Annotated in this window: 18 protein-coding genes; 10 read left to right on the top strand and 8 right to left on the bottom strand. The window is 61.9% G+C overall.

Features of this window, described 5'->3' with window-relative positions:
* Positions 1 to 56 precede the first annotated feature (56 nt).
* Positions 57 to 1,019: an NAD(P)H-quinone oxidoreductase gene (locus AC4LE2_RS13855; protein WP_491826314.1), complete on the top strand. Its 963-nt coding sequence runs from the start codon at positions 57 to 59 to the stop codon at positions 1,017 to 1,019.
* A 69-nt stretch (positions 1,020 to 1,088) separates the two neighbouring features.
* On the opposite strand, the gene AC4LE2_RS13850 is transcribed toward AC4LE2_RS13855, so the two are convergent.
* Positions 1,089 to 2,444 carry a TolC family outer membrane protein gene (locus AC4LE2_RS13850; protein WP_491826313.1) on the bottom strand — a complete coding sequence of 452 codons (1,356 nt, stop codon included), beginning with the start codon at positions 2,442 to 2,444 and terminating at the stop codon, positions 1,089 to 1,091.
* 533 nt (positions 2,445 to 2,977) lie between these two features.
* On the opposite strand from AC4LE2_RS13850, the gene AC4LE2_RS13845 reads away from it, so the two are divergent.
* Complete coding sequence (locus tag AC4LE2_RS13845) at positions 2,978 to 9,277, top strand: retention module-containing protein (protein WP_491826312.1); 6,300 nt, start codon at positions 2,978 to 2,980, stop codon at positions 9,275 to 9,277.
* A gap of 151 nt (positions 9,278 to 9,428) precedes the next feature.
* On the opposite strand, the gene AC4LE2_RS13840 is transcribed toward AC4LE2_RS13845, so the two are convergent.
* Positions 9,429 to 10,016, bottom strand: a complete 588-nt coding sequence (locus AC4LE2_RS13840) for a UPF0149 family protein (protein WP_491826311.1) — start codon at positions 10,014 to 10,016, stop codon at positions 9,429 to 9,431.
* Positions 10,017 to 10,185: 169 nt separating this feature from the next.
* Here AC4LE2_RS13840 and recQ point away from each other — a divergent pair, with 169 nt between their 5' ends.
* The 3 genes from recQ to AC4LE2_RS13825 all read left to right on the top strand — a co-directional run bounded on the left by recQ (position 10,186) and on the right by AC4LE2_RS13825 (position 15,209).
* Positions 10,186 to 12,318 carry a DNA helicase RecQ gene (recQ, locus tag AC4LE2_RS13835; RefSeq protein ID WP_491826310.1) on the top strand — a complete coding sequence of 711 codons (2,133 nt, stop codon included), beginning with the start codon at positions 10,186 to 10,188 and terminating at the stop codon, positions 12,316 to 12,318.
* Between the two features lie 86 nt (positions 12,319 to 12,404).
* Positions 12,405 to 12,842: a MarR family transcriptional regulator gene (locus tag AC4LE2_RS13830; RefSeq protein WP_491826309.1), complete on the top strand. Its 438-nt coding sequence runs from the start codon at positions 12,405 to 12,407 to the stop codon at positions 12,840 to 12,842.
* Between the two features lie 84 nt (positions 12,843 to 12,926).
* Positions 12,927 to 15,209: a type IV pilus assembly protein FimV gene (locus AC4LE2_RS13825; protein WP_491826308.1), complete on the top strand. Its 2,283-nt coding sequence runs from the start codon at positions 12,927 to 12,929 to the stop codon at positions 15,207 to 15,209.
* Between the two features lie 12 nt (positions 15,210 to 15,221).
* On the opposite strand, the gene AC4LE2_RS13820 is transcribed toward AC4LE2_RS13825, so the two are convergent.
* Entirely contained in the window at positions 15,222 to 16,676 is a 1,455-nt protein-coding gene (locus AC4LE2_RS13820) for a TrkH family potassium uptake protein (RefSeq protein WP_491826307.1), read from the bottom strand.
* A 96-nt stretch (positions 16,677 to 16,772) separates the two neighbouring features.
* On the opposite strand from AC4LE2_RS13820, the gene AC4LE2_RS13815 reads away from it, so the two are divergent.
* Complete coding sequence (locus tag AC4LE2_RS13815; RefSeq protein ID WP_491826306.1) at positions 16,773 to 17,339, top strand: nitroreductase family protein; 567 nt, start codon at positions 16,773 to 16,775, stop codon at positions 17,337 to 17,339.
* 10 nt (positions 17,340 to 17,349) lie between these two features.
* On the opposite strand, the gene AC4LE2_RS13810 is transcribed toward AC4LE2_RS13815, so the two are convergent.
* From AC4LE2_RS13810 to AC4LE2_RS13790, 5 genes are all read right to left on the bottom strand, one after another.
* A complete protein-coding gene (locus AC4LE2_RS13810) occupies positions 17,350 to 18,684 on the bottom strand; it encodes a sensor histidine kinase (protein ID WP_491826305.1) in 1,335 nt (444 codons plus the stop codon).
* 77 nt (positions 18,685 to 18,761) lie between these two features.
* Positions 18,762 to 19,205: a hypothetical protein gene (locus AC4LE2_RS13805; RefSeq protein WP_491826304.1), complete on the bottom strand. Its 444-nt coding sequence runs from the start codon at positions 19,203 to 19,205 to the stop codon at positions 18,762 to 18,764.
* A 121-nt stretch (positions 19,206 to 19,326) separates the two neighbouring features.
* Entirely contained in the window at positions 19,327 to 20,004 is a 678-nt protein-coding gene (locus tag AC4LE2_RS13800; protein ID WP_491826303.1) for a response regulator, read from the bottom strand.
* Positions 20,005 to 20,010: 6 nt separating this feature from the next.
* On the bottom strand, positions 20,011 to 20,316 hold the full coding sequence (locus AC4LE2_RS13795; protein ID WP_491826302.1) for a YciI family protein: 306 nt from the start codon (positions 20,314 to 20,316) through the stop codon (positions 20,011 to 20,013).
* A 1-nt stretch (position 20,317) separates the two neighbouring features.
* Complete coding sequence (locus AC4LE2_RS13790; RefSeq protein WP_491826301.1) at positions 20,318 to 20,911, bottom strand: septation protein A; 594 nt, start codon at positions 20,909 to 20,911, stop codon at positions 20,318 to 20,320.
* Between the two features lie 66 nt (positions 20,912 to 20,977).
* Here AC4LE2_RS13790 and AC4LE2_RS13785 point away from each other — a divergent pair, with 66 nt between their 5' ends.
* The 4 genes from AC4LE2_RS13785 to scpB are packed head-to-tail and all read left to right on the top strand — an operon-like array spanning position 20,978 to position 24,126.
* Complete coding sequence (locus AC4LE2_RS13785) at positions 20,978 to 21,847, top strand: PHP domain-containing protein (RefSeq protein WP_491826300.1); 870 nt, start codon at positions 20,978 to 20,980, stop codon at positions 21,845 to 21,847.
* 1 nt (position 21,848) lies between these two features.
* The gene (locus tag AC4LE2_RS13780) at positions 21,849 to 22,478 is read left to right on the top strand and encodes an L-threonylcarbamoyladenylate synthase (RefSeq protein WP_491828136.1); all 630 of its coding nucleotides are present in this window, start codon (positions 21,849 to 21,851) and stop codon (positions 22,476 to 22,478) included.
* A complete protein-coding gene (locus AC4LE2_RS13775; RefSeq protein WP_491826299.1) occupies positions 22,475 to 23,305 on the top strand; it encodes a segregation and condensation protein A in 831 nt (276 codons plus the stop codon). The genes AC4LE2_RS13780 and AC4LE2_RS13775 overlap by 4 nt, the downstream gene beginning before the upstream one ends.
* Before the next feature lie 20 nt (positions 23,306 to 23,325).
* A complete protein-coding gene (gene scpB / locus AC4LE2_RS13770; RefSeq protein ID WP_491826298.1) occupies positions 23,326 to 24,126 on the top strand; it encodes an SMC-Scp complex subunit ScpB in 801 nt (266 codons plus the stop codon).
* Positions 24,127 to 24,263: the final 137 nt, after the last annotated feature.

The following is a 24,263-nucleotide window of genomic DNA, read 5'->3' as shown; positions in this document are numbered from 1 at the left end:
GCAAAAAACCCCACGCCATGGCGCGGGGCTCACTCTGAGTTAACTATGGAGGTAGCGTGAAAGCATTGCAAGGTATGGAAGGGCATGTGGAATGGGCAGAAGCGCCCACGCCGACCTGTGACGTAGGGCAGGTACGCATACGCGTCGCCGCTGCGGGCCTCAATCGTGCAGACCTCTTGCAGCGTTCAGGGCACTATCCACCGCCGCCAGGCGCCAGTGAAGTATTGGGCCTGGAGTGCGCCGGCGTGATCAGCGAAGTGGGTGCCGGTTCGGCCTGGAACGTGGGCGACCGGGTGTGCACGTTACTGGCTGGTGGCGGCATGGCGGAGGAGGTCGTGGTAGACGCCCGTCATGTGCTGCCAGTACCGGAAGGCCTGAGCCTGGTGGAGGCGGCCGGTATCCTGGAGGTCTACGCCACTGTGTGGCTGAACCTGTTTCAGTTGGCGCAGCTGCAGCCGGGCCAGAAGGTCCTGTTGCACGCGGGCGCCAGCGGCATAGGCTCGGCCGCTATCCAGCTGTGCAAAGCCTTCGGCAACCCTGTGTGGGTAACGGTGGGGTCCAAGGAGCGCCTGGCCTACTGCGAAAAGCTGGGGGCGCAAGGGGGCGTACTGCGTGGCGATGGCTTGCCGTCATTGAAAGCCCTCGGGCCCTTTGACGTGATCCTCGACCCGGTAGGCGCCAATTACACTGCGCTTAACCTGGACGTGGCCGCACAAGACGCGCGGTGGGTGTTGATCGGCACCATGGGCGGCCGTAAGGCAGAGCTGGACATGGGCCTGCTACTGGGCAAGCGTGTTCACCTCATGGGCTCTACGCTGCGTAGCCGTGACGACAACTTCAAGGCGGAGTTGCTTCGCGAACTGGGGCAGCAAGTATTGCCGCTGTTCACCGAAGGGCGGCTCAACCCTCAGATTGCCGCAACCTTCCCGGCCAGTGAGGCGGAGAAAGCCTTTGCTGAACTGGAAAGCAATCAGGTGTCAGGCAAGGTGATTCTGATCGTGGACGCCGCATTGGTGTAGAGCGCTTCATGGAGGGGAAAGCGCTCTAACGGCAGGCCATTGCGGCCTGCCTTTCGCATCAACCGGTACTTAACGCATTTCCGGTAGGTGGGCTTCGCTCTTTACATCGGAGGCGGCAACGGCACTGGCGGGAAGCACTACTTTCGCTTTGGGCAAGATCACGCCCATGTTGGCCAGCACGCGGTACATCGAGTATTCCTCGGTGTAGCGCACTTCGGTATAGCGGCGGTTGGCGTTGTACAGTTCGTTTTCGCTGTCGAGCAAGTCCAGCAGCGTGCGCTGGCCCAAGCCAAACTGGTTCTGATACGCAGCCCGTACGCGGGTAGTAGTCTCAGCGTACTCGCGAGCACTAGGTGCCTGCTGACGCGCATTGAGCATGGCGTTCCAGGCCAGCGACATGTTTTCGTTCATGCTGCGCAGGGCATTGTTACGAATGTCCATGGCTTGGTTGATCAAATGCGCATCGGCCTGCAGCCGTGCTTTATCGCTGCCGCCACGGAACAGGTTGTAGCTAACCGCTACACCGGCGCGCCAGTTATTGGCATGGCCTTCTTCGCCCGAAATATTATCGTTGGCGCCTACGGCCACTTCTGCATCCACCCGTGGGTAGAACTGCGACTTGGCCCCTTCGTACTGCTGCTCGGCAGCCTGCACGTCAGCCTGTGCCGATTTGAGGTAGGGGTTGTTGTCGATCATCGTCTGCCGAGCGTCTGCGATTTCACCAGGCAGCTCGCCACGAATGGTGGGCGGTGCTTCCAGTTCGTCAGGCATGCGGCCCGTAGCGCTGAAGAAGTTGGCCTCAGCGTCTGCCAAGTCCACCATCGCGGTTTGGTAGTTGTTTTCGGCCAAGGCGCGACGTGCACGGGACTGGTCGCTGTCCGCAGTGCTACCGATACCCCGTTCAGTACGCAGGCCGATCTGGTCGTTCACTCGCAGGTGGGCCTGCAAGTTGTTCTTGGCCAGGTCTACCAGCTCACGGCGCTTGAGCACTTCCAGGTACACCTCGACCGCGCGCAGCGCCAAGTCTTGGGCAACACCCTGCACATAAAACGCACGCGAGTTCGTCACCGACTCGGTACGCGCAACTTCACGCGTAGCGCTGGAGCCGTCGAACAGCATTTGGCGCAGGCGCAGCTCTGAAGTGGTGTAGGTCAGCAGCTCCTTATGGTGCCCACCTTGGAAGCGCGTAGTGGGTGTGTCGGAATTTTCCCGGCCATAGCCCCCTACGAAGTCTACGCTGGGCAGGTAAGCACCACGGGCGACCTTTACCTCTTCATCAGCGGCGAGGCGACGGTTGATATTCGATTGCAGCTCCGGGTGAGTATCCACGGTGCTCTGAATGGCCTCCTGAAGCGTCATGGCATGGGCCTGCATGGCCCCTAGTGCCAATAACACCGCGCTGCAGATAGGTGTAAAGGTGCGCATCGGTATACTTCTCCCTGTCCCTAGTAATGGCAGTCGCCAAAAATTTGGCGGAAATCTTTGTGCTTCCGTGTGCGGATGCTAACACCAGCGCCGCACGTAAAATTATTTGTTGCTAATACCTTTTTCTCATAAGCTTTATTCCTAAATAAACTTATGACCCAGGTCGTGTTTCAGGCGATCTTAGCATCGTTCAGTAAGCTGAACGCTCCGAGATGCGGGGCCGTTCAGGGATTTTTTAAACGGCTTACAATCAGCGTTGCAAAGGATCGGTAGATCGTTCTCTAGAAGGATTTTTGAACAGTCGTAAGGTGGCGATTTTTTGACGCCGCCAGTCGTGTGGCAAATTGCCTTCATGTTCGATCAGGGCTTCTGTGACCCTAATATTGCGAACTGGTTTCGCATTATTCGTCATTTCACAAAGTTTTGACATGGGGTGGGCTAGCAAATTGCCAGCGCCTCGTGAACTCCGGGGCACATCTCCTGTCTTCTTTGCGCAGCGGCCTGGGGCTGATTAGCAATGGAGGAGTGGGTAAATGGCAAGCTTGATCGGTGTCGTCAGCAAAGTAGTAGGGCAGGTATTCGCAGTTGCCGGTGATGGCACCCGTCGTCTTTTGGTCGAGGGGGATCGGGTGTATGCCGGCGAACAGCTGGACACCGGAGTAGGCGGCGCGATCTCGGTTCATTTGCAAAGTGGGCAGGATATCGCCCTGGGCCGCGGCAGCAGTCTGGTTCTTAACGACGGCTTGCTGCATCAGCAGGCTCCAGATATTCAGGTGACGGACGGTCGCGTGGCCGACACTGCCCTGGACGACGTCAATGCGTTGCAGCAGGCCATTGCCGCTGGCGCTGACCCTACCCAAGTGACCGACCCCACAGCCGCTGGCCCTACGGCTACCGGCCCGACCGGCGTGCCTAGCGGGGGCGGCGGTCACAGTTTCGTGTTGCTCACCGAAGTGGGCGGTGCCGTTGCACCCGTCATCGGTTTCCCGACTGAAGGCTTGGCGCCCGCGCCGGAGTTCCCGGACCCTACCTTGCCACCGTTGGTGGGCGCGGACGACGGTGCGCCTGGCCTTCCAGGCACTCCGGTTACCCCTGTTCCGCCAACGCCTCCGGTTCCTCCTTCCTCACCTGCGACGGATAATCCAGTGACCTTCGGCGGGCTGGACATAGCGGGAGGCGAAGTCGCCGTCGATGAAGCCAATTTGCCTATTGGTTCCAGGCCCGACACTGCCGCGCTTACCCAAGCCGGCAGCTTTACCGTCAACGCGCCGGATGGGCTCAGTAGCCTGTCGGTGGGCAGCCTGGAAGTGGTCCGTGCCGGCCAGGTAATAGGGCTAGGGCAGTCCTTCACTACCGCTGACGGTAACCTGCTGACTGTAACCGGCTTCGACCTGGCCACCGGAACGCTCACCTACACCTACACCCTTACCGAGAATGCTACTCATCCTGCGGGCGATGGCACCAATACCCTGGGCGAAAGCATTCCGGTCGCCGCTGTGGACGCCAATGGCTCTACTGCCACTGGCACGTTGGACGTTGTTATCCTGGACGACGTACCTACCGCTGTGGCCGATACCCAGGCCGTGCCTGTGACCGAGCAACTGCTGTCGGTTACTGGCAACGTGTTGACCAACGATACCCAAGGCGCTGATGCCATCGCCGGTGGTGGCGTGACCGCAGGGACCTTCGTGGGCACCTACGGCACCCTCGTTCTCGCTGCAGATGGCACTTACACCTACACCCTCAACAGTAATGGGATCAATTTCCAGGACCTGTTCGGCGGACGTTCGGCTACCGATACCTTCACCTACACGCTCAATGACTCGGACGGCGACAGCAGCACCGCGTCGCTTACGCTCAACGTCACCAACCTCGACGACCCTGTCATCATTCGTAACCTCGGCCAGGATGGCGGCGAGCAACGCGTGTTCGAGGCCAACCTGAGCAGCGGCACCGACCCTGATGCTGCAGCACTGACCCGCGTGGGCACCTTCACCCTCGACGCCAAGGACGGCCTGGCCACCTTGACCATCGATGGCGTGGCCGTGATCGGCGGCACAGCGACGGGTTTGCCTGTGACCATCACCGGGCAATTGGGCAACGCGCTAACCATCACCGGTTTCGATGCCGCCACCGGTGTGGTTAGCTACAGCTATACGCTGTCTGTCGCGCAGGAACATAACCTGGGCCGCAATGAGCTGTCGGAAGACTTCAAAGTCGTGGCCACAGACCGCGACGGTGACTCGGGCACCGCCTGGCTGAACGTGCGTATCGAGGATGACAACCCGCTGGCCGTCAACGACACGGCCAACGTGAATGACACCACGACCGTGGCCAGCGGCAACGTGCTGAGCAACGATGCCTTGGGTGCCGACGCCATCACCTCGCCGGTAACCAATGCAGGTACTTACACCGGCACGTACGGCACCCTGGTGCTGGCTGCTGATGGCACCTACACCTACACGCTCGATACTAACGGTGCGGCCTACAAGGCACTGCTGGCCGGTGGCGCTGCCGTCGGCACGGCCACCGACACCTTCGCGTACTCGATCATCGATCGCGATGGCGATACTGCCAATGCCAGCCTGACCGTGAACGTGCAGAACCTCGACGACCCAGTGAAGTTCTTCGACCTGGGCGTAGATGGCGGCGAGCAGCGTGTGTTCGAGGCCAACCTGGCAAGCGGCACCAACCCGGATGCCGCGGCCTTGACCCGCACCGGCACCTTCGTCCTCGACGCCAAGGATGGCCTGGCCACCTTGACCATCGACGGCGTGGCGGTGATCGGTGGCAACGCGACGGGCCTGCCGGTAACTATTACCGGCCAGTTGGGCAACGCGCTGACCATCACCGGCTACGACGCCACCACGGGCGTGGTGAGTTACAGCTACACGCTGTCCGAGGCCCAACAGAACAACTCTGGCAAGGCGCAGACCGAGCTGTCCGAAGACTTCCACCTGATTGCTACCGACACCGACGGCGATACCGGCGCAGCCTGGCTCAACGTTCGCATCGAAGATGACAACCCTGTCGCGGTGAGCGACACCACCAGCGTCAATGACACCACAACGGTGGTGTCTGGCAACGTGCTGAGCAACGACCTGGTAGGCGCAGACACCAACGCTACCCCGGTCACCAACGCTGGCACCTACACCGGTACCTACGGCACCCTGGTGTTGGCGGCTGATGGCACCTACACCTACACGCTCGATACTAACGGTGCGGCCTACAAGGCACTGCTGGCCGGTGGCGCTGCCGTCGGCACGGCCACCGACACCTTCGCGTACTCGATCATCGATCGCGATGGCGATACTGCCAATGCTAGCCTGACCGTGAACGTGCAGAACCTCGACGACCCAGTGAAGTTCTTCAACCTGGGCGTGGACGGCGGCGAGCAGCGTGTGTTCGAAGCTAACCTGGCAACCGGCACCAACCCGGATGCCGCGGCCTTGACCCGCACCGGCACCTTCGTCCTCGACGCCAAGGATGGCCTGGCCACCTTGACCATCGACGGCGTGGCGGTGATCGGTGGCAACGCGACGGGCCTACCGGTAACTATTACCGGCCAGTTGGGCAACGCGCTGACCATCACCGGCTACGACGCCACCACGGGCGTGGTGAGTTACAGCTACACGCTGTCCGAGGCCCAACAGAACAACTCTGGCAAGGCGCAGACCGAGCTGTCCGAAGACTTCCACCTGATCGCTACCGACACCGACGGCGATACCGGCGCAGCCTGGCTCAACGTTCGCATCGAAGATGACAACCCTGTCGCGGTGAGCGACACCACCAGCGTCAATGACACCACAACGGTGGTGTCTGGCAACTTGCTGAGCAACGACCTGGTAGGCGCAGACACCAACGCTACCCCGGTCACCAACGCTGGCACCTACACCGGTACCTACGGCACGCTGGTGTTGGCGGCTGATGGCACTTACACCTACACGCTCGATACCAATGGCGCCGCCTACAAGGCGCTGCTGGCAGGCAACGCAGCCGTCGGCAATGCGACCGATACCTTCAGCTATTCCATCGTGGATGGCGACGGTGACACTGCAATCTCCAGCCTGACCGTCAATGTGCAGAACCTCGACGACCCGGTGACCTTCGTCAACCTGGGCGTGGACGGCGGCGAGCAGCGTGTGTTCGAGGCCAATCTGCCCGGCGGTACCGACCCTGATGCGGCAGCGTTGACCCGCATCGGTACCTTTACTCTGGACGCGAAAGACGGCCTCGCAGCCTTGACCATCGATGGCGTGGACGTGATCGGCGGTAACGCGACCGGCCTGCCAGTAACGGTTACCGGCCAGTTGGGCAACGAACTGACCATCACCGGCTATAACGCAACCACCGGCGTGGTGAGCTACAGCTACACCCTGTCTGAGGCGCAGCAACACAACGTCGGTCAGAACGAGCTGTCCGAAGACTTCAGGCTGGTTGCCACCGATACCGATGGCGACACCGGTACGGCCTGGCTCAACGTGCGCATTGAAGATGATGCCCCCGTTGCCGCACCTATCACTGAGAACGTGGCCTCTGCCACGGCCAGCACCAACGTGCTGATCGTGCTGGATGTGTCCAACAGCATGGGTGACGACTCCCGGGTCAACGGCCTATCGCGTCTGGACCTGGCCAAGCAGTCAATCAACGAACTGCTCGACAAATACGCCGAGCAAGGTGATGTGAAGGTGCAGATCGTGACCTTCAACAACCACGAAAACGTGCTGGGCAGCGAATGGATGACCGTCAGCCAGGCACGCGATGCCATCAATGACCCTTCGATCACAAACGGCGGCGGTACTAACTACGACTACGCCCTTGACGGCGCGGAGCAGGCGTGGGCGACGGCTGGGAAGCTGACCAACGCTCAGAACGTGAGTTACTTCCTGTCAGATGGCAACCCAACGCTGTCCAGCGAGCGTCCAAAGACCGGCAACGGTCAGTCTGGCAACAAGACGGACACCGCGCTGGGTGATGGCATCGACGGCAATGAACAGGCGGCCTGGCAGGCGTTCCTGAACGCGAACCAGATCCAGTCCTACGCTATTGGCATGGGCCCCAGCGCCAAAGCGGTGTATCTGGACCCTATCGCCTATGACGGCACTACTGGCACTGACACCGCTCCAGTGGTAGTTACTGATCTGTCCCAATTGCCTACAGTGCTCAACGACACCGTGGGAGGTGGCTCCGCCATCGGCAGCCTGACCAGCGTGGCTAAATTTGGCGTGGACGGCGGTCATGTGCAGGGCATCAGTGTCGACGGCGTCGCTTACACCTTCGATGGCAAAGGCGCGGTGAGCACCACAGCCGCAGCGGGTACCTGGAGCTTCGACAACGCCACCAAGATGCTGACTGTCGAGACCAGCCAAGGCAGCACCTTCGCTATCAATCTGGAAACGGGCCAGTACCGCTACGACGCTGCGCCAACCAATGGCAGCGCTGTGGAGCGCATCGGCTACACCCTGATCGATAACGATGGCGACACGGCCAGCTCGACGCTCACGGTTAACGTGAATGCACCTGCGACCACCAACAACATCGCCAGCCTGATGGACGCACCGAACGCGATCACCGTTAACACAGCCATCGCAGGCATGGACTTCACCGCCAGCCGTGCAGGTACGCTGGCAGTGACTGGCAACAGCCTAGAGGTGCAGCGCTCGCAGTTCTACGCGAACACCCTGGCGCTCACGGCGGCCCTGCTTATCACCGGCACCCTGGGTACCGCGCACGCTACCGATGCCAGCGACACGCTCAGCGTGAACCTGCGCCACGGTGAAACCCTGAGCCTGGATTCAGCGGCGATCAGCAGCGGCGCCGTGAGCCTGAGCTACGCCGTAGGCGATGGCAGCTATACCGCCCTGGCCGGCAATACCTTGACCGCAACGACAGATGGCACCTATCACCTGAAGGTGACCAACGTGGATGCCTCTGCAGCCACTGAGCAGTACCAGCTGAACCTGAACCTGGACTACAGCGGTGTACAAACCGCAGCCGCGGCTACGCCTGAGCCTGTAGCTACAGACACCCACGATGGGCATTCGGCGGCCTATGCAGCGGGCGAGTCGGCGCCGGCACCGGTGGTCACCGGGACCGATGGCAACGATACCCTGGTAGCAGGGCAGGGCGTCGAAGCCTTGCACGGTGGTCAGGGCAACGACGTGCTGTTGGCAGGGACCGATACCGTGATCCTTGATGGCGGTGCAGGGTTCGATACCGTGAGCTACCAGGCAGCTACCAGTGCCGTTACCGTAGATTTGCGGCCTGAGGGTGTCAACGGTGGCTGGGCGGCGGGTGAAACCCTGACCAGCATCGAGCACTTGGTCGGCTCCGATTACGACGACATCTTCCACGCCGGTGATACGGCGTTGGTGATGGACGGCGGTAAAGGCAATGACCAATTGGTCGGCGGCAAGGGCAACGACACGCTGATCGGCGGTACGGGCGATGACTCGCTCACCGGTGGGGCAGGTGCTGATACCTTCGTGTGGCATGCTGGCGACAGCGGCACCGACACCGTCAGCGACTTCCAGCTGGGCACCGATACCTTGGATTTGGGCGCGTTGTTAGGGGATGCGGCCAAGGGCGGGCTGGAGAACCTGCTCAGCTTCAAGGTCACCGGTAGCGGCGACAATGTGGTGTCGACCATCGACGTCAGCACTACACCCGGCAGCGCGCCGGTGCAGAGCATCGACCTGCAACACGTCAACGTGGCCCAGGCCTACAACGTGAGCACCGATGCCAATGGCATGGTTGTTGGCCTGCAAAACAACTCCGCCATCATCAACGGCTTGCTGGGTGACCACTCGCTGAAGGTAGATCACACGGCGTAATGCAAAAAGCCGCGAGGGTCACCCCTCGCGGCCTTCGCCAACTACCGCTATGTGTAAGAGCCAACACCAGTTGGCGAAGCGGGCCAGACACGGCTTACGCTTTCGCCAACTGGCGTTGGCTTCTACTGGCGCGGTGAAGACAACCCTTCGATCAATGCTTGCGTGGCTTCAGCAACGCAGGCTTTTCGTCGGGTGCGTGGCTGAGCAGGAACAGCCCGGTGAGGATTTCCGGAATTTGCACCACCATCTCCGATTGCAGGTCGGCATCGCTGGCGATGTCGGCGAATTCTGGCTGTTCGTCGAACAGGCCCGAACCTACCATGATAGGCAGCAACAGTTCACTCACTTCGTCTTCGGCTGACTCGAACCAGGCGGCTTCGCGCAGGAATACCCCTTCCATGAAGCCAATGCACCAACCGCGCAGCTCTGATTCATCGGGATCGTCGCCCAAGTCCAGGTCACACGGCAGCTCGAACTCGTCGTCGCTTGCCAGCTGCTTGGCGATATGGGCCTTGAGCTGAACGAGCGTGGCTTCAATGGCTTCACGTTCAGCGTCATCGGCATAGCGAGGTTGTTCTGCGAACAGCGCGTCGATCCATTCGCGCTCTGGGACTTCCTCGGTGGAAATCGACAGCGCGGTCAGGTAGCCATGCGCCGCTACGTAATCCAGCGCTTCTTCATGGAGCTCATCGGCATCCAGAAAGACCTGCAGGCGGGTGAGTTGCTCGGCGAAGGACATTAATTGCTACCTTGGGGAGAAATGACAATGCTCAATTCTAGGCCTTACAGGCGGGTAAGCGCCACCGCCAGCCACGGAAAACCGCTGTGCCTCGGCACTTTGGTATACTAGGCGCCTTTTTTGCGACCGGCTGCCTCCGCTGACGGTGTTGCGATACGTGGAGTGATGCATGCTCGAACAGGCACAACGTGTACTCAAGGACGTCTTCGGCTACGACAGTTTCCGCGGTCGGCAGGGTGCGATCATCGAGCGCGTGGCCCGAGGCGGGGACGCCTTGGTATTGATGCCCACCGGGGGCGGCAAATCCCTGTGCTTTCAGGTCCCGGCACTTCTACGAGAAGGCATCACCATCGTCGTATCACCCCTGATCGCGTTGATGGATGACCAGGTTGCGACACTGGACGAACTTGGCGTTCCGGCGGCAGCGCTCAATTCCACGGTAAGTGCTGAAGAGCAACGCGCGCTGGCCGTTCGGTTGCGCCAAGGCGAGATCAAACTTCTTTACCTGGCGCCCGAGCGCTTGCTGCAACCAAGGATGCTCAATTTCCTTCACCAGTTGAACGTGGCCTTGTTCGCCATCGACGAGGCTCACTGCGTTTCTCAGTGGGGGCATGACTTTCGCCCTGAATACCTCCAGCTAAGCCAACTCGCAGAGCTGTTTCCCGATGTACCTCGCATTGCGCTCACAGCTACGGCGGATAAGCGAACCCGCGAAGAAATCGTCAACCGACTCGCCTTGCACGATGCCGAGCGCTTCCTGTCCAGCTTCGACCGGCCCAATATCTTCTATCGGATCGTGCCCAAGGAGCAGCCTCGCAAGCAATTGCTTACCTTCCTCAGCCAACGCAAAGGCGACGCCGGGATCATCTACTGCCTGTCGCGCAAGAAAGTCGACGAAATCGCCGCGCAACTGGTGGAGCAGGGTTACCCTGCGTTGCCTTACCACGCAGGGTTGCCCGCCGACTTGCGCGCGTTCAACCAAAAGCGTTTCCTTAACGAGGAAGGGCTCATCATGGTGGCCACGATCGCCTTTGGCATGGGCATCGACAAACCCAACGTACGCTATGTGGCCCACCTGGACCTGCCTAAGTCGCTGGAAGCCTATTACCAGGAAACAGGCCGCGCGGGCCGCGACGGCCTGCCGGCGGACGCCTGGATGGCCTATGGGCTTCAGGACGTGCTCATGCTCAAGCAGATGATGCAGAACTCCGAAGGTGATGAGCGTCACAAACGGGTTGAGCAGCACAAGCTCGATGCCATGCTCGCCCTGTGCGAAGAAACCCGATGCCGTCGCCAGGCCCTGCTGGCGTACTTCGATGAAACCATGCCAGAGCCCTGCGGGCACTGCGACAACTGCGTGGATGGCGTGCAAACCTGGGACGCTACCGAGCCTGCACGTCAGGCGCTCTCGGCTATCTTCCGCACGGGCCAGCGCTATGGCGTGGGCTACCTGGTTGACGTGCTGTTAGGCCGTGAGAACGACAAAATTCGTGCGTCAGGGCATGAGCGGCTGGCGGTGTTCGGCGTGGGTAAAGGGCGTAATGAAGGCGAATGGCGAACCTTGTACCGTCAATTGGTAGCACGCGGCCTGGCGGATATCGACCTCGAAGGGTTTGGCGGGCTGCGGTTGACCGACGCCTGCCGGCCGCTGTTGCGGGGTGAAGTCACGCTAGAGTTGCGGCATGATCCCAAGCCTCAAGCCGCAGCGCGCGCCAGCGGTGGCAGCCCGGCCAGCCAACTGGTACGGGGCGAGGAGCGCGACCAGTGGGAGGCCTTGCGTGCGCTGCGGCGGCGACTGGCCGAGGAGCATGGCGTGCCGCCTTATGTGATTTTCCCTGACTCCACCTTGCTCGAAATGCTCCGCAGCCAGCCGGCCAGCCTGGCTGATATGGGGCGGGTGAGTGGGGTAGGCGCTCGCAAGCTGGAGCGCTATGGCCAGGCATTTCTGGAAGTGCTCGGTGGAGCGGCCGCGCCTGCGCCTGCACCCGTGGTAGACCTGCGCCACGAACTGGTGAGCCTTGCACGGGCTGGCATGACGCCTACCCAGGTTGCTAGCCAGCTTAACTGCAGCGAAAAGAACGTCTATGCGTTATTGGCTGAGGCCATCAGCGCGCAGCAGTTGTCGTTGGAACAGGCCCTGGACCTTCCCTCCGAGGTGCTGAGCGAGATCCAGGACGCCTTCCTTGATGGCGAGGGTGAATTGCCGCCAGTCAGCGACATTGCCGAGCAGTTCCAGGGCAAAGTTCCGGAGGGGGTGTTGTATTGCGTGCGCGCGGCGCTGCAATCTGAATTCGAGCTCTAGCCGAGCGCCTCTAGCCGAGCGCTAGCCTTGCCCCACTCACTAGCGCATGATTAGGGGGCTAATAATTGTAGATGGATGAAGCTTCCATGGCCCTTACAGATGAACACCGCTTTGGCATGCAGTTGGCACACCTGTCCCGTGCCTGGCGCGCAGAGCTGGACCGCCGCTTGGCGGGCCTGGGGTTGTCTCAGGCGCGCTGGTTGGTGCTCTTGCACTTGGGCCGCTTTGACGCAGCGCCCACCCAGCGCGAGCTTGCCGCCAGCGTGGGCGTTGAAGGCCCGACCCTGGCTCGCCTGCTCGACAGCCTTGAAGCACAAGGCCTGGTGCAACGTCATGCGGTAATGGAAGATCGTCGCGCCAAGCAAATCAGCCTCAGCGACTCGGCACGGCCGCTGATCAAACAGATTGAAACCATTGCTAACACGCTGCGCCTCGAACTGTTCAGTGGTATCGCCGAGCAAGATGTCGCAACGGCCATGGCTGTGCACGCCAGGCTGTTGGATAACCTTGAAAAGCGTGGATAAACACCGGCCCCTGTGTTGGTACTTTGAGTTTCGCCAGCCACAGGCTATAAGGAAGTTAGTGGAAGCCGTTCCCAAGGGATGCTCATGCGCAAGCGTTTTACCCGCACCGCCCGGCTCGTGCCGCCTCCAGCCATGCGACTGGCTCTTTACTCAGCATTAGGAGGCTGCGCATTGGCGTGGGCCAGCGCAGCCAGCGCCCTTGGCCTGGGAGAGATAAGCCTGCATTCGGCACTCAACCAGCCCTTAAACGCCGATATCCCGTTATCGGACATCGCAGGGCTGGACGAGAGTGACCTCAATGTTAGCCTCGCAAGCGCCGAAGCCTTCGCTCAAGCAGGCGTAGAGCGCTCGTTTTTTCTGACGGGCCTACGCTTCACGCCCGTGTTTCGAAACGGGCGCAACGTTATCCATGTGAGTTCGAGCAAAGTTGTCGTAGAGCCCTACCTCAGCTTTATCGTGCAGGTCACTCAACCCACTGGCCAAGTGTTGCGCACCTATACCGTACTGATCGACCCACCAGGGGCGGTGGCATTGGCACCGCCTTTGATTGCGACCAATGCTCGCCCTGAGCCGGTGTCCTCCGTAGCGCCCATGCCGGCGCCCGTGTCGCCGCCCGTAAACCCGCCCGCAGCCGCTGTCCGTACTGCAAGCAATCGAGGCGCTTCGGCACCTTCGCCCAGCAGCGAGGCGCTGACGGCTACCGCCAGCCAGAACCAACAGCTTCAGCAGTCGGTAGACACCCTTCAAGAGCATGTACAAAACCTTGAAGAAGACAGTGAGGAAAAAGACCGCCGGCTGGCAGAGCTGCAGTCCCAGCTGGCCGAGGCGCAGGCGCTAGCTGCCGCCCGGGCAGCCGCTGCGACCGTACGGCCTGCTGAACCGCCAGCCACTGCTGCGATTGCTGGCACACCCGCTGGTGCCGCACCCTCCACACAGCCTCGGGCAGGCCCATCGTCAGCTGTCGCCTCCACTACCCCAGCAACGGCCCCGGTAGCGAACAGTACGCCGGCCAACCGCCCGAGGGCTGCAACGCCCCTGGTAGTCGCTCCGCAAACCAGCGACCTGACCTGGCTATTACAACTGGGTGCCTTGTGCGCCTTGCTGCTGCTGATTGCCGCCTGGGTGTTGCAACGCAGGCGGCAGCGACCTGCCAGCCCCGCCCCTGACCTATTGCCGGTTACCGTTGCCGCACCCGCCCCGCCCCTTGCTCAAGAGGCAGCGTTGCAGCTGCCCTCCAGCCCCGTACCCGCCGCGCGCCGTGAACAAGGGCCTGCCACTGATGCCTTGGACGCCGCCAGCATCTACATTGCGTACGGGCGCTTCAATGAAGCGCTGGGCGTTCTGCGTGAGGGCCTGCAGCGTCAGCCCGACCGCCGGGATTTGCGCTTGCGTATTCTCGAAGTACTGGGCCTTCAAGGTGATGCCCATGGGTATGCCGAAGAAGAGGCGGCACTGCGCGCCAACGGCGAACAGGACGCCGTGCTCGATCAAACCCGCGCACGCTTCCCGCGCCTGGCCCCAGCCGCCGTGGCCCTTGCTGCTGCCGGCGCTGGGGGGGTAGGCGCACTGGCGGCGAACCGGGTGGCTTCGACCGAGCAAGGCCAGGCGCCGCGCGCTACCGTGGACCTGGAACCGCAGGTCACCCTGGTAGAGCCCACGCTCTCATCTCTGCCTCCGGCCGATGAAACGTCAGACATGGACATCGATTTCGATGACCTGGGGGACTTGGACAGCCCCCTGGAGTTGGCCGCGCCTCGGCATGAACGCGAGGACGCGCCAGAGGCCTTCCAGTTGAACCTGGACGACCTCTCGCTGGACGCAGACTGGTCCTCCATGGACCCTTTCGAGCGGCCCCCTGCACCGGCGGGTCGAGCATCGCCGGTTCCAAACGCTGGTGTTGACACCCCGGACGCCACCTCCGATGCAATGTTTTTCTCTAACCTGCGAGAACTTCCTGAGGTGATGGAGCTGCCGGAGGAGGAGTTCCTCAGCGACTTCGCCGATGAACCCCTTACCGTCCAGGGCGCAGGCGAGCATGACTTGGACGCAGCCTTCCTGGACAATTTCGCCGAGGCGCCATCGTCACTGTCGGATTTTGAAACGGCAGAGCTTTCCAGCCCATCGAACAACGATGTTGCCGATTCGGTTTACGAACTGCCCCCAGAGGCTATGCCCGACCTTGAAGAGCTAAGCATCGACTTCGATAGCATTGAAAGCCAGGCCCTGGCAGCAGACAGGCTGGACCAGGCGCGGTCGTTATTGGCCCAGGGGCAGTTGCAGGAAGCGGACTGGCTGCTGCACGAGCTGCTCCGGGACGCAGACGAGACCACTCGGGAAGCGGCCCGGCAGATGCTGGCAGGGTTATGACCCCTGCCGCCCTTAATGACGCCAGAAGGCCGGAACGCACAGCACCAACACGGTAATGATCTCAAGCCGGCCCAGCAGCATCCCGAACGACAATAACCACTTGGCCGCATCGGGCAGAGGCGAGAAGTTACCAGCGGGGCCTATGGTATCCCCCAAGCCTGGGCCCACGCCGGATACCGTGCTTGCGGCGCCCGTGAGGGCGGTCATCCAGTCCAGCCCAAGCAACCCGAGCGCCAGGGCAATGAGCCCGATGGTCGCGCCAAAGAAAAACGAGAACGTGAGGATGGAGCGCACGATGTCTTCGTCGAGGCGGTGACGGTTGTACTTCTGGCTGATCACTGCCCTCGGGTGAATCAACTGGTTCAGGCTCGCCTTGAGCAAAATGAACGCCACCTGGAAACGGAATATCTTGATGCCCCCCGCCGTTGACCCGGAGCAGCCGCCGATAAAGCCCAGGTAAAAGAAGAACATCAGGGCGAAATTACCCCACAGGCTGTAATCCCCCAAGGCGAAGCCGGTGGTGGTGATCACAGAGGTGACGTTGAAGGCTACATGCCGCAGTGCGTCGTACCACGGCAAGTCGGTGCTCCACCAATACCAGGCGCCCAACACCAGCCAGCACAGCGCCAGCAGTGACAGGAACCCACGTACCTGATCGTCGCGCCACAGTGCCCAATAGTGACCCCGCAAGGTGGCCACGTAGAGGGTAAAGGGCAGGCTGCCCAAGATCATCAACACAATGGCGACCCAGTGAACCGCCGGCTGGTGCCACTTGGCCAAAGACTGATCAGAGGTAGAGAACCCCCCTGTGGAGATAGCAGACATGGCATGGTTAACCGCATCGAACAAACCCATGCCGGCCAGCCACAACGCTACCGTACCCACCCCGGTGATGCCCACATACACCAGCACGATGGACTTGGCCACCATGTGGGACCGGGGCATGAGTTTTTCCGAGCGGTCTGAGGATTCTGTCTGGAATAGGCGCATGCCACCAATGCGCAGTAACGGCAGGATGGCGACTGCCATGGCGATGAAGCCAATACCGCCCAGCCAGTGCAACAAAGACCGCCAGATCAGGATGCCTCGGGACATGGTGTCCAGGTTGCTCAGCACCGTGGACCCCGTGGCGGTGATGCCCGACATGCTTTCAAAAAACGCATCGGTATAACTCACTTGCTCGGCCAGGCGGAAGGGCAGGGCGGCGAACACCGCGACCACAACCCAGCTGCTCACCGTGAGCAGGTACATGTCGCGGGGGCGCAGGTTGCTGTGTTCGGGGCGGCCACGGGCAACCAACGCAAGCCCGGTGACGAAGGTAATCAGGCTGGCCCACAGAAAGCCACGCAGGTCTTCGGTGTGCTGATCTACAAGCTGAACCAGCATGGGAATGGCCATACCCGCCGCCAGCGTCAGCAGGAAGATACCGATGATGAAGCCGATGACTCGGAGGGTTTGCAGTGACATTGGGCCCACGCTGGCCGTTGAGGGGGGCACATTTTACCTGCGAGCGGCGCGCTGTAAACGGTAGACTGACGGCATCGATCTTACGAGGAATGCCCAATGGAAGCGCTGCAAGCCCTGCTCGAACGTGTGTCAGTCAGCCGTCTGGTAGACCCTGCGCCCGGCCAGGCGCAGCGTGAAGTCATGTTCGAGGCGGCCCTGCGTGCCCCGGACCACGGTCAGTTACGGCCATGGCGCTTCCTCACGGTGGAGGGTGACGCGCGCCACGCATTGGGCGAACTGCTTGCCGAGGCTGCCATCGCCAAGGGCGGCGAGGTAAACGAGGCGGCGGTAGAAAAAGCCCGCAAGGGGCCGCTGCGTGCGCCTTTGGTGGTCGTGGCGGTCGCCGTGGTGCGCCCCCACCCTAAGGTGCCCCCCAGCGAGCAGGTACTCACCGCCGGGTGTGCAGTGCACGGCCTGTTGCTAGCCGCTTACGCTCAAGGGGTAGGCGCGATGTGGCGCAGCGGCGAATTGTCCTTTGCCCGTTCCGTGGCCACGGGCCTAGGCTTGGCGGAGCATGAGCAGATTATTGGCTTCATCTACCTGGGCACACCGGCCCACGACATGCGCCCTGCCAGCAGGGCGTCGGTCGAAGGCTGTGTAGAGGCGTGGCCTGGCCGCGCCTGAAGCCACAAGGTTACGCCGCCGAAGGCGGCTCCAGTGGCAGCTCGAGCCGCGCCACGAAACCGCTTTGCGGATGGTTGTCCAGCACCAGCTTCCCACCTTGACGCTCGGCGGCCCGGCGCGCGATGGCCAGGCCCAGGCCATGGCCGGCGGCCGCCTGGCCAGGGGCGCGATAGAAGGGTTCGCCCAACTGTGCCAGATACTCAGGCGGGCAGCCTGGGCCATGATCGCGCACGCTGATCACAATGCCGCCTTCATCGGGCTCGGCCGTCACTTCGATGGGCTGCCCAGCGGGGTTGAAACGCACTGCGTTACGCAACAGGTTGTCTACGGCCCGCTCCAGTAACATTGGCCATCCACGTAACGCCAGCGTGGGCGCTACGGTTACGGTAACGTTTTGATCGGGGGCGCCGAGCATGGCGTCGTGCGCCACGCTACGCAGCAACGGATCGAGTGTTACCGCTTGCGCGCTGGTCTGCTCGGCGTCCACCCGTGCCAGCACCAGGATTTCACTGATCAAGGCCTCCAGGCGGTCGCATTCCAGGGTTAGCCGAGGCCACAGCCGTTCACGCTCCTGCGGCCCGCCGCGTTCGGCCAGGGCCAGGGCCACGCGCAGGCGGGCGAGGGGCGAGCGCAGCTCATGGGACACGTCGCGCAGCAGTTGTCGCTGGCTGGTAATCAGGCTCTGTAGCCGCGCACCCATACGGTTGAAGTCATTGGCCAGCACTCCGAACTCATCACGGCGGCCGGCCAGTTGAGCCAGGGTGTGTTGCTGATAGGTAGCTTGTCCCAGATCATGCACGGCGCCCCGCAGACGTTTGAGTGGGCGAGTAATGGATAGCGTGACCAACAGGCTGAACAGGGTAAGCACCACCAAGGCAATCACCAGTGCACCCACCGGCCACAGCAGGCTTTCTCGGTGCCAAGCGTCCAGCTCGGGGTGTGGGATGCGGTAGATGAACAGGTAGGTATCACCGGTCGTGGGGCTGGTGTATTCAGCAGTCAGACGGCGCCAAGGCAAGTGACGGTCACCTTGGTTTTCTCGCGCCTCGAACGCTTGCGCTCGGCGAGGAAAGGTTCCTGGCACTACGGCCTCACCGGCTTCGTTAAGCACTTGGGTGTCCACATGATAGCGGCGCTTGTGTTGTTCCAGCATTTGTTCCGCCGCGTCGGCGCCTTCGGCTTCGAAGCGTTGCGTCCATTTCTCGGAAAAATGCTTGAGGGCAGGGTGTCGGCTGAGGATCCAGGTGTCCTGGTTCAACATGTGCCCCATGAGCAGCGACAGGCCCGCCACCAGGGTAATGGCTAGCCAGAAGCTGGCCAGGATCCGCCAAAACAATGAACGCACCGGGGCACTCCTTCATTCAACGAGAACACCCGGCCATGAGTGGCCGGGTTGGATGATGCGTCAGGCGTTGCGTATGATCACTCGGCCTTTTTATCTTTTTGTGCTTTCCAGGCCTGGAACTCAGCCCATTCGGCACGGCGCTCGTCTTGCGCTTTGTTCATCTGATCGAATTGCTTTTGCTGGTCTGAGGTCAGCAGGGCGCGGATCGCGCTGCGGGTCTTGGTCTCGCTGGCGGTGATGGCGTCGCGCATGTTCTTTTGCTCGGCGGCTGGCAGTTTGTCCAAGTAGCTGCGGGTAATCTCCCGACGTTGTTGCATCTGCTCGCCCCGAAGCTGGTCGACCTGGCGATGCTGCTCAGGGGTCAGGCCCAACTGCTCCATTGGCCCATGGCCACGGTGATGCATCATGGCCATGCCTTCGCGCGGGCCTTCACCTGGGCCGTGGGCGGGAGGTTGCGGTGCTGCCATGGCCAGGGTGGGCAGGGTGGCTGCGAACAGCAGGGCGGTGAGCGTCTTACGCATGGTGAATCTCCTTGTCTCGTCGCCGGTCGTTTACCGGATGAGTTCAGTGTAAGGACGAGAGCGTCAGGGGCGGTCAGGCGCAGGTAAAGACTGGGTAAACTCGGAAAGCATTGTGTAAGCACTAGGCCGCGTAGTAATAGCCTCGGCTGCGCAGCGCCACGATACGAGGCCTGCCATCAGGGTGGGGCCCGATTTTTTTGCGTAGATTACTCACGTGCATGTCCAGGCTGCGGTCATAGAGCGTGAGCTTGCGGCCCAACGCCAATTGGGCCAGCGCTTGCTTGTCTAGTGGCTCGCCGGGCTGGCGCAGCAGGGCTTCGAGGATGCGGCTCTCCGAGAGGGTGAGGGCAATGTCGTGCTGGTCGATGCTGGCAATGCCGCGCGCCGGGCTAAAGGTCAAGTCGCCGATTTCCAGCTGGCTCACACTCGCCACAGGGTGGCTGCGGCGCAATACGGCGCGTAGCCGGGCGGTCAACTCGCGAGGGTCGCAAGGCTTTGCCAGGTAATCATCTGCACCCAGCTCCAGGCCCAGTATGCGGTCCAGGGGTTCGCCACGGGCCGAGAGCATCAGCACAGGCAGCTCGGCATGCTCAGAGCGCAACTGCTTGAGCAACTCCAGGCCGCTGCCGTCGGGCAGCATCACGTCCAGCACCACGGCAGCGGGTGCGGCCTCGGCCAAGGCGCGGCGAGCGCTTTGACCGTCGTGGCACGCACGCACCTGGAAGCCCTCATGGACCAGCCAACTGCTCAGCAGGTCGCACAGCTCCACGTCGTCATCGATCAGCAGCAGGTCGCTCATGGTCGCTTAGGCACCGGGAAACACTTGCTTGAAAGGCTTGACCACCACATCCGCGTACACCCCCGCAAGGGTGTAAGGGTCTGCGCCGGCCCACGCTTGCGCGTCGCCCAGCGAAGCAAATTCAGCCACCACCAGGCTGCCGCTGAAACCGGCCGTACCGGGGTCAAGGCTGTCGATGGCCGGGTGTGGGCCGGCCAATACCAGCCGGCCTTCGGCCTGCAATGCCTGTAGGCGCGCCAAGTGCGCCGGGCGGGTAGCGAGGCGTTGGTCGAGCGAGCCGGCCACGTCGGTGGCGATGATTGCGTAAAGCATGTCAGTCCTCTGTGTTCTGGCGGGGGGTGGGCTCGTGCAGGTGCCGGGACAGGTAAATACCTTGGCCCAGCAAGAACAGCAAGGTCATGCCCAGGCTGCCGAATACTTTGAAGTCCACCCAAAAGCGTTCAAAGGTGAAGGCCACGAACAGGTTGGCCGCCCCGCATACGATGAAGAATATGATCCAGGCCACGTTCAGCCGCGCCCAGACAGTGGCCGGCAGCGTGAGCGCATGGCCCATGATGCGCTGGATCAGCACCCGGTCGCCGATGAAGTGGCTGCCCAGGAACGCAAGGGCAAACACCCAGTTCACTACCGGGGCCTTCCACTTCAGGAAGGTCTCGCTATGGAATGCCAATGTCATGCCACCGAACACCAGGCACCCTAGCAGCGTCAGCCATTGGCCTTTCTCTAGCCGACGCTGACGTAGGAACAAGAGACCGTAGACCAGCAACGAACTGCCAATCAGAAAGGCGGTCGCACTGAAAATACCTCCCACGGCGATGCTATGGCCTGCCAGGTCGAAGGTGCGGGGTTCGGTTTTATAAACGATGAAGAACAGCAGCAGCGGAATGAAATCGATCAGTTGTTTCACAATGGCAGCCAGGCGCGGGATGTGGCGGCATAATAGCAAACCTTCTCGAACTCGAAAGCGCCGCCCATGAATGTTGACCTGCATTGCCACAGTACTGCCTCGGACGGTGCCCTGGCGCCTGCCACTGTCGTGGCACGTGCCCACGAGCGGGGGGTAGCCCTGCTGGCGCTCACCGACCACGACACCCTCGATGGCCTGGCTGAAGCACGCGACACGGCTGCCACACTGGGGATGCGCTGGGTCAGCGGGGTCGAGATGTCCTGCACCTGGGGCGGCGCTACCCTGCATGTGCTGGGCTATGGCTTCGCCCTCGACGCACCGGCACTGGTGCACACCCTGGAGCAACTGCATACCGGGCGGTGGCTGCGTGCCGAGGAAATCGACCGTCGGTTGGCCGCTAAAGGGATGCCAGGGGCGCTGGAGGGCGCACGCGCCATTCAGGGTGAGCTAGGCGATAGCCGCAATGCGCCCGCGCGGCCGCACTTCGCAGATTTTCTGGTGCGCCAAGGGCATGTGCCTGATCGCGCCACAGCGTTCAGGCGCTGGCTGGGGGCCGGCAAGATCGGCGACGTTAAACAACACTGGCCCACGCTCGAGGTAACCGTTGCCACCCTGCGCGAGGCGGGGGCCTGGGTCAGCCTTGCCCACCCCATGCACTATGATTTCAACCGCGGCAAACGGCGCCGCCTGGTCGGTGAGTTTCTTCAGGCCGGGGGGCATGCGCTGGAGGTGGTCAACGGCCTTCAGGCAGATGAGCAAACGGGTGCCTTGGCGATCCTGACCCGTGAATTCGGTATGCTGGCCAGTGCCGGCAGCGATTTTCACGGGCCCGGCAACTGGGGCGATATCGGCAGTTACCGCGCTTTGCCGGACGACCTGCCGCTGTTGTGGGAGCGTTTTCGTGATGACCGTACAGGCCTACCAGCAGGGATATGACGTGAGCCAGTTTTTCCAGATTCACCCGCAAACCCCACAAGCTCGCCTGATCAAGCAGGCGGTGGAGATCATCCGCGCAGGATGGGTTGTGGTCTACCCCACGGATTCCTCCTACGCCGTGGGTTGTCGTATCGGTGAAAAAAGCGCCATTGAGCGGGTTCGCCGCCTCCGCCAGCTCGACGACAAGCACAACTTCACACTGTTATGCCGTGACCTGTCCCAGCTTGGCTTGTTCGCCAAGGTAGACACGGCCGCGTTCAGGCTGCTCAAGGCTTACACCCCTGGGCCGTACACCTTTATCCTGGACGCCACCCGAGAGGTGCCCCGGCTGTTGCTTCACCCCAAGCGCCGCACCATTGGCCTGCGGGTGCCTACCCACCCCATCGCGCAGGCGCTGCTTGAACAGTTGGGCGAGCCGCTGATGAGCGTCAGCCTGGTCATGCCGGGGGATGACGAGCCCTTGAGTGACCCTTACGAAATGCGCGACCGGCTGGAGCATCAGGTAGACCTGGTGATCGATGGGGGGCCGGGTGGCAGTGCCGCGTCCACCGTAGTAGACCTCACCCAGGCCGAGCCCCAGATCGTGCGCGTGGGCTGCGGCGACCCCGAGCCGTTCATGGCGGGCGCATGAGCGAGGCTGCCCAGGCTACCGATGAAACAGTGACAGCGGCCCCCGAGGACGCCCGTGCCCAGCGGGCCTTGGTGTATGGGGCTGCGTTCAACGAAGTGCCCCAGGACCTTTACATCCCGCCAGACGCCCTGGAAGTGTTTCTCGAAGCGTTCGAAGGCCCGCTGGACCTGCTCCTGTACCTGATTCGCAAGCAGAACATCGATGTGCTCGACATCCCCGTTGCCGAAATCACGCGCCAGTACATGACCTACGTCGAGCTGATGAAAACCATTCGGCTGGAGCTGGCCGCCGAGTACCTGGTTATGGCCGCCATGCTGGCCGAGATCAAGTCGCGTATGCTCCTGCCGCGCTCTGCCGAGGTCGAGGAAGAAGAGGGCGACCCCCGCGCCGAGTTGATCCGTCGCCTTCAGGAATACGAGCGGTTCAAGGCGGCGGCTGAGGGGCTTGACGGGCTGCCTCGGGTAGGGCGCGACATTCTGGTGCCGCAACTGGACGCCCCCGAAGCCAAAGCGCGCCGCCTGTTGCCCGACGTCGCTCTGGAAGAGGTGTTGCTGGCAATGGCCGAGGTGATGCGGCGCAACGACCTGTTCGAAAGTCACCAGGTAAGCCGGGAGGCGTTATCTACCCGCGAGCGCATGAGTGAAGTACTGGAGAAGCTCAAGGGCGGGGCCTTCGTGCCTTTTGCCCACCTGTTCGCTGCCCACGAAGGCAAGCTTGGTGTGGTGGTGACCTTTATGGCTATCCTCGAACTTGTGAAGGAATCTTTGATCGAGCTGGTGCAAAATGAGCCTTTTGCCGCGATCCATGTACGGGTGCGCGGCGAGTGACCGTACCGGCTTGAGTATCCATGAACCTTAACGAACCCCGCGAGCTGGCTTCCCTGCTGGAAGCCTTCTTGCTCGCCTCCGGCAAACCTCAAAGCCTGGACCGCCTCTATGAGCTGTTCGAGGAGGCCGAACGCCCTGGGCCTACGGTGTTTCGCAAGGCGTTGGACGTGCTGCGCAAATCCTGCGACAACCGCGCGTTCGAGCTGATCGAGGTTGCGTCGGGCTACCGTTTGCAGATCCGTGAGCGTTACGCGCCCTGGGTGGGCCGCCTGTGGGAAGAGCGGCCACAGCGGTACTCGCGTGCCATGCTCGAAACCCTGGCGCTGATCGCCTACCGTCAGCCCATTACCCGTGGTGAAATCGAGGACGTGCGGGGCGTGGCGGTGAACAGCAACATTGTCAAAACGCTACTAGAGCGCGAATGGATTCGTGTGGTAGGGCACCGAGAGGTGCCAGGGCGGCCTGCAATGTTCGCCACTACCAAGGCGTTTCTCGATCACTTCAACCTGAAAAACCTGGATGAGCTGCCACCGCTCGCCGACCTTCGGGAGCTGGAACCTCGGTCGTTCGTCGATGAAGAAGACCTCCCGGTGCCGCCGCACTTGCAAGCCCTGGCCGACGCCAGTGCGGTGCAGGAGGGTGACGCTGCTGCTGCGCCACTTACCGAGGAAACCAGCTTCCGCAGCTTGTTGCTGGAGCTGGACGACATGGAGGCCAACCTCAAGACCGACTTCGACGACCTGCGCGAACCTGCGCCAGACGATGACCATGCCCAACTGCCGGCGGATGCGCCATCGCGCCAAGGCGGTGAGCAGCCCTGACGCAGGCCGGCGCGGCCCCGTTGTTGGTCGGTTAGTGTAAGGCGCCTCGTGCGTTTGGTCGCTCAAGCGCGTATGATGCGCGCCCTCTTCAAGCCTTTGGCGTGCCTTTTCCGAGAAAGCCGCCGTGTCGTCCACCC

This window comes from Pseudomonas sp. 9.3L (assembly GCF_058536285.1).
Note: the sequence above shows the minus strand (reverse complement) of the source record. Positions and strands in the feature narration are given on the sequence as shown.

Excerpts from the sequence above, each read along its gene's own strand:
- recQ (WP_491826310.1), top strand. The coding sequence starts at position 10,186 with ATGCTCGAACAGGCACAACGTGTACTCAAGGACGTCTTCGGCTACGAC.
- AC4LE2_RS13840 (WP_491826311.1), bottom strand. The coding sequence starts at position 10,016 with ATGTCCTTCGCCGAGCAACTCACCCGCCTGCAGGTCTTTCTGGATGCC.
- AC4LE2_RS13775 (WP_491826299.1), top strand. The coding sequence starts at position 22,475 with ATGAGCGAGGCTGCCCAGGCTACCGATGAAACAGTGACAGCGGCCCCC.
- AC4LE2_RS13815 (WP_491826306.1), top strand. The coding sequence starts at position 16,773 with ATGGAAGCGCTGCAAGCCCTGCTCGAACGTGTGTCAGTCAGCCGTCTG.
- AC4LE2_RS13830 (WP_491826309.1), top strand. The coding sequence starts at position 12,405 with ATGGCCCTTACAGATGAACACCGCTTTGGCATGCAGTTGGCACACCTG.
- AC4LE2_RS13825 (WP_491826308.1), top strand. The coding sequence starts at position 12,927 with ATGCGCAAGCGTTTTACCCGCACCGCCCGGCTCGTGCCGCCTCCAGCC.
- scpB (WP_491826298.1), top strand. The coding sequence starts at position 23,326 with ATGAACCTTAACGAACCCCGCGAGCTGGCTTCCCTGCTGGAAGCCTTC.
- AC4LE2_RS13800 (WP_491826303.1), bottom strand. The coding sequence starts at position 20,004 with ATGAGCGACCTGCTGCTGATCGATGACGACGTGGAGCTGTGCGACCTG.
- AC4LE2_RS13850 (WP_491826313.1), bottom strand. The coding sequence starts at position 2,444 with ATGCGCACCTTTACACCTATCTGCAGCGCGGTGTTATTGGCACTAGGG.
- AC4LE2_RS13805 (WP_491826304.1), bottom strand. The coding sequence starts at position 19,205 with ATGCGTAAGACGCTCACCGCCCTGCTGTTCGCAGCCACCCTGCCCACC.
- AC4LE2_RS13820 (WP_491826307.1), bottom strand. The coding sequence starts at position 16,676 with ATGTCACTGCAAACCCTCCGAGTCATCGGCTTCATCATCGGTATCTTC.
- AC4LE2_RS13845 (WP_491826312.1), top strand. The coding sequence starts at position 2,978 with ATGGCAAGCTTGATCGGTGTCGTCAGCAAAGTAGTAGGGCAGGTATTC.
- AC4LE2_RS13785 (WP_491826300.1), top strand. The coding sequence starts at position 20,978 with ATGAATGTTGACCTGCATTGCCACAGTACTGCCTCGGACGGTGCCCTG.
- AC4LE2_RS13795 (WP_491826302.1), bottom strand. The coding sequence starts at position 20,316 with ATGCTTTACGCAATCATCGCCACCGACGTGGCCGGCTCGCTCGACCAA.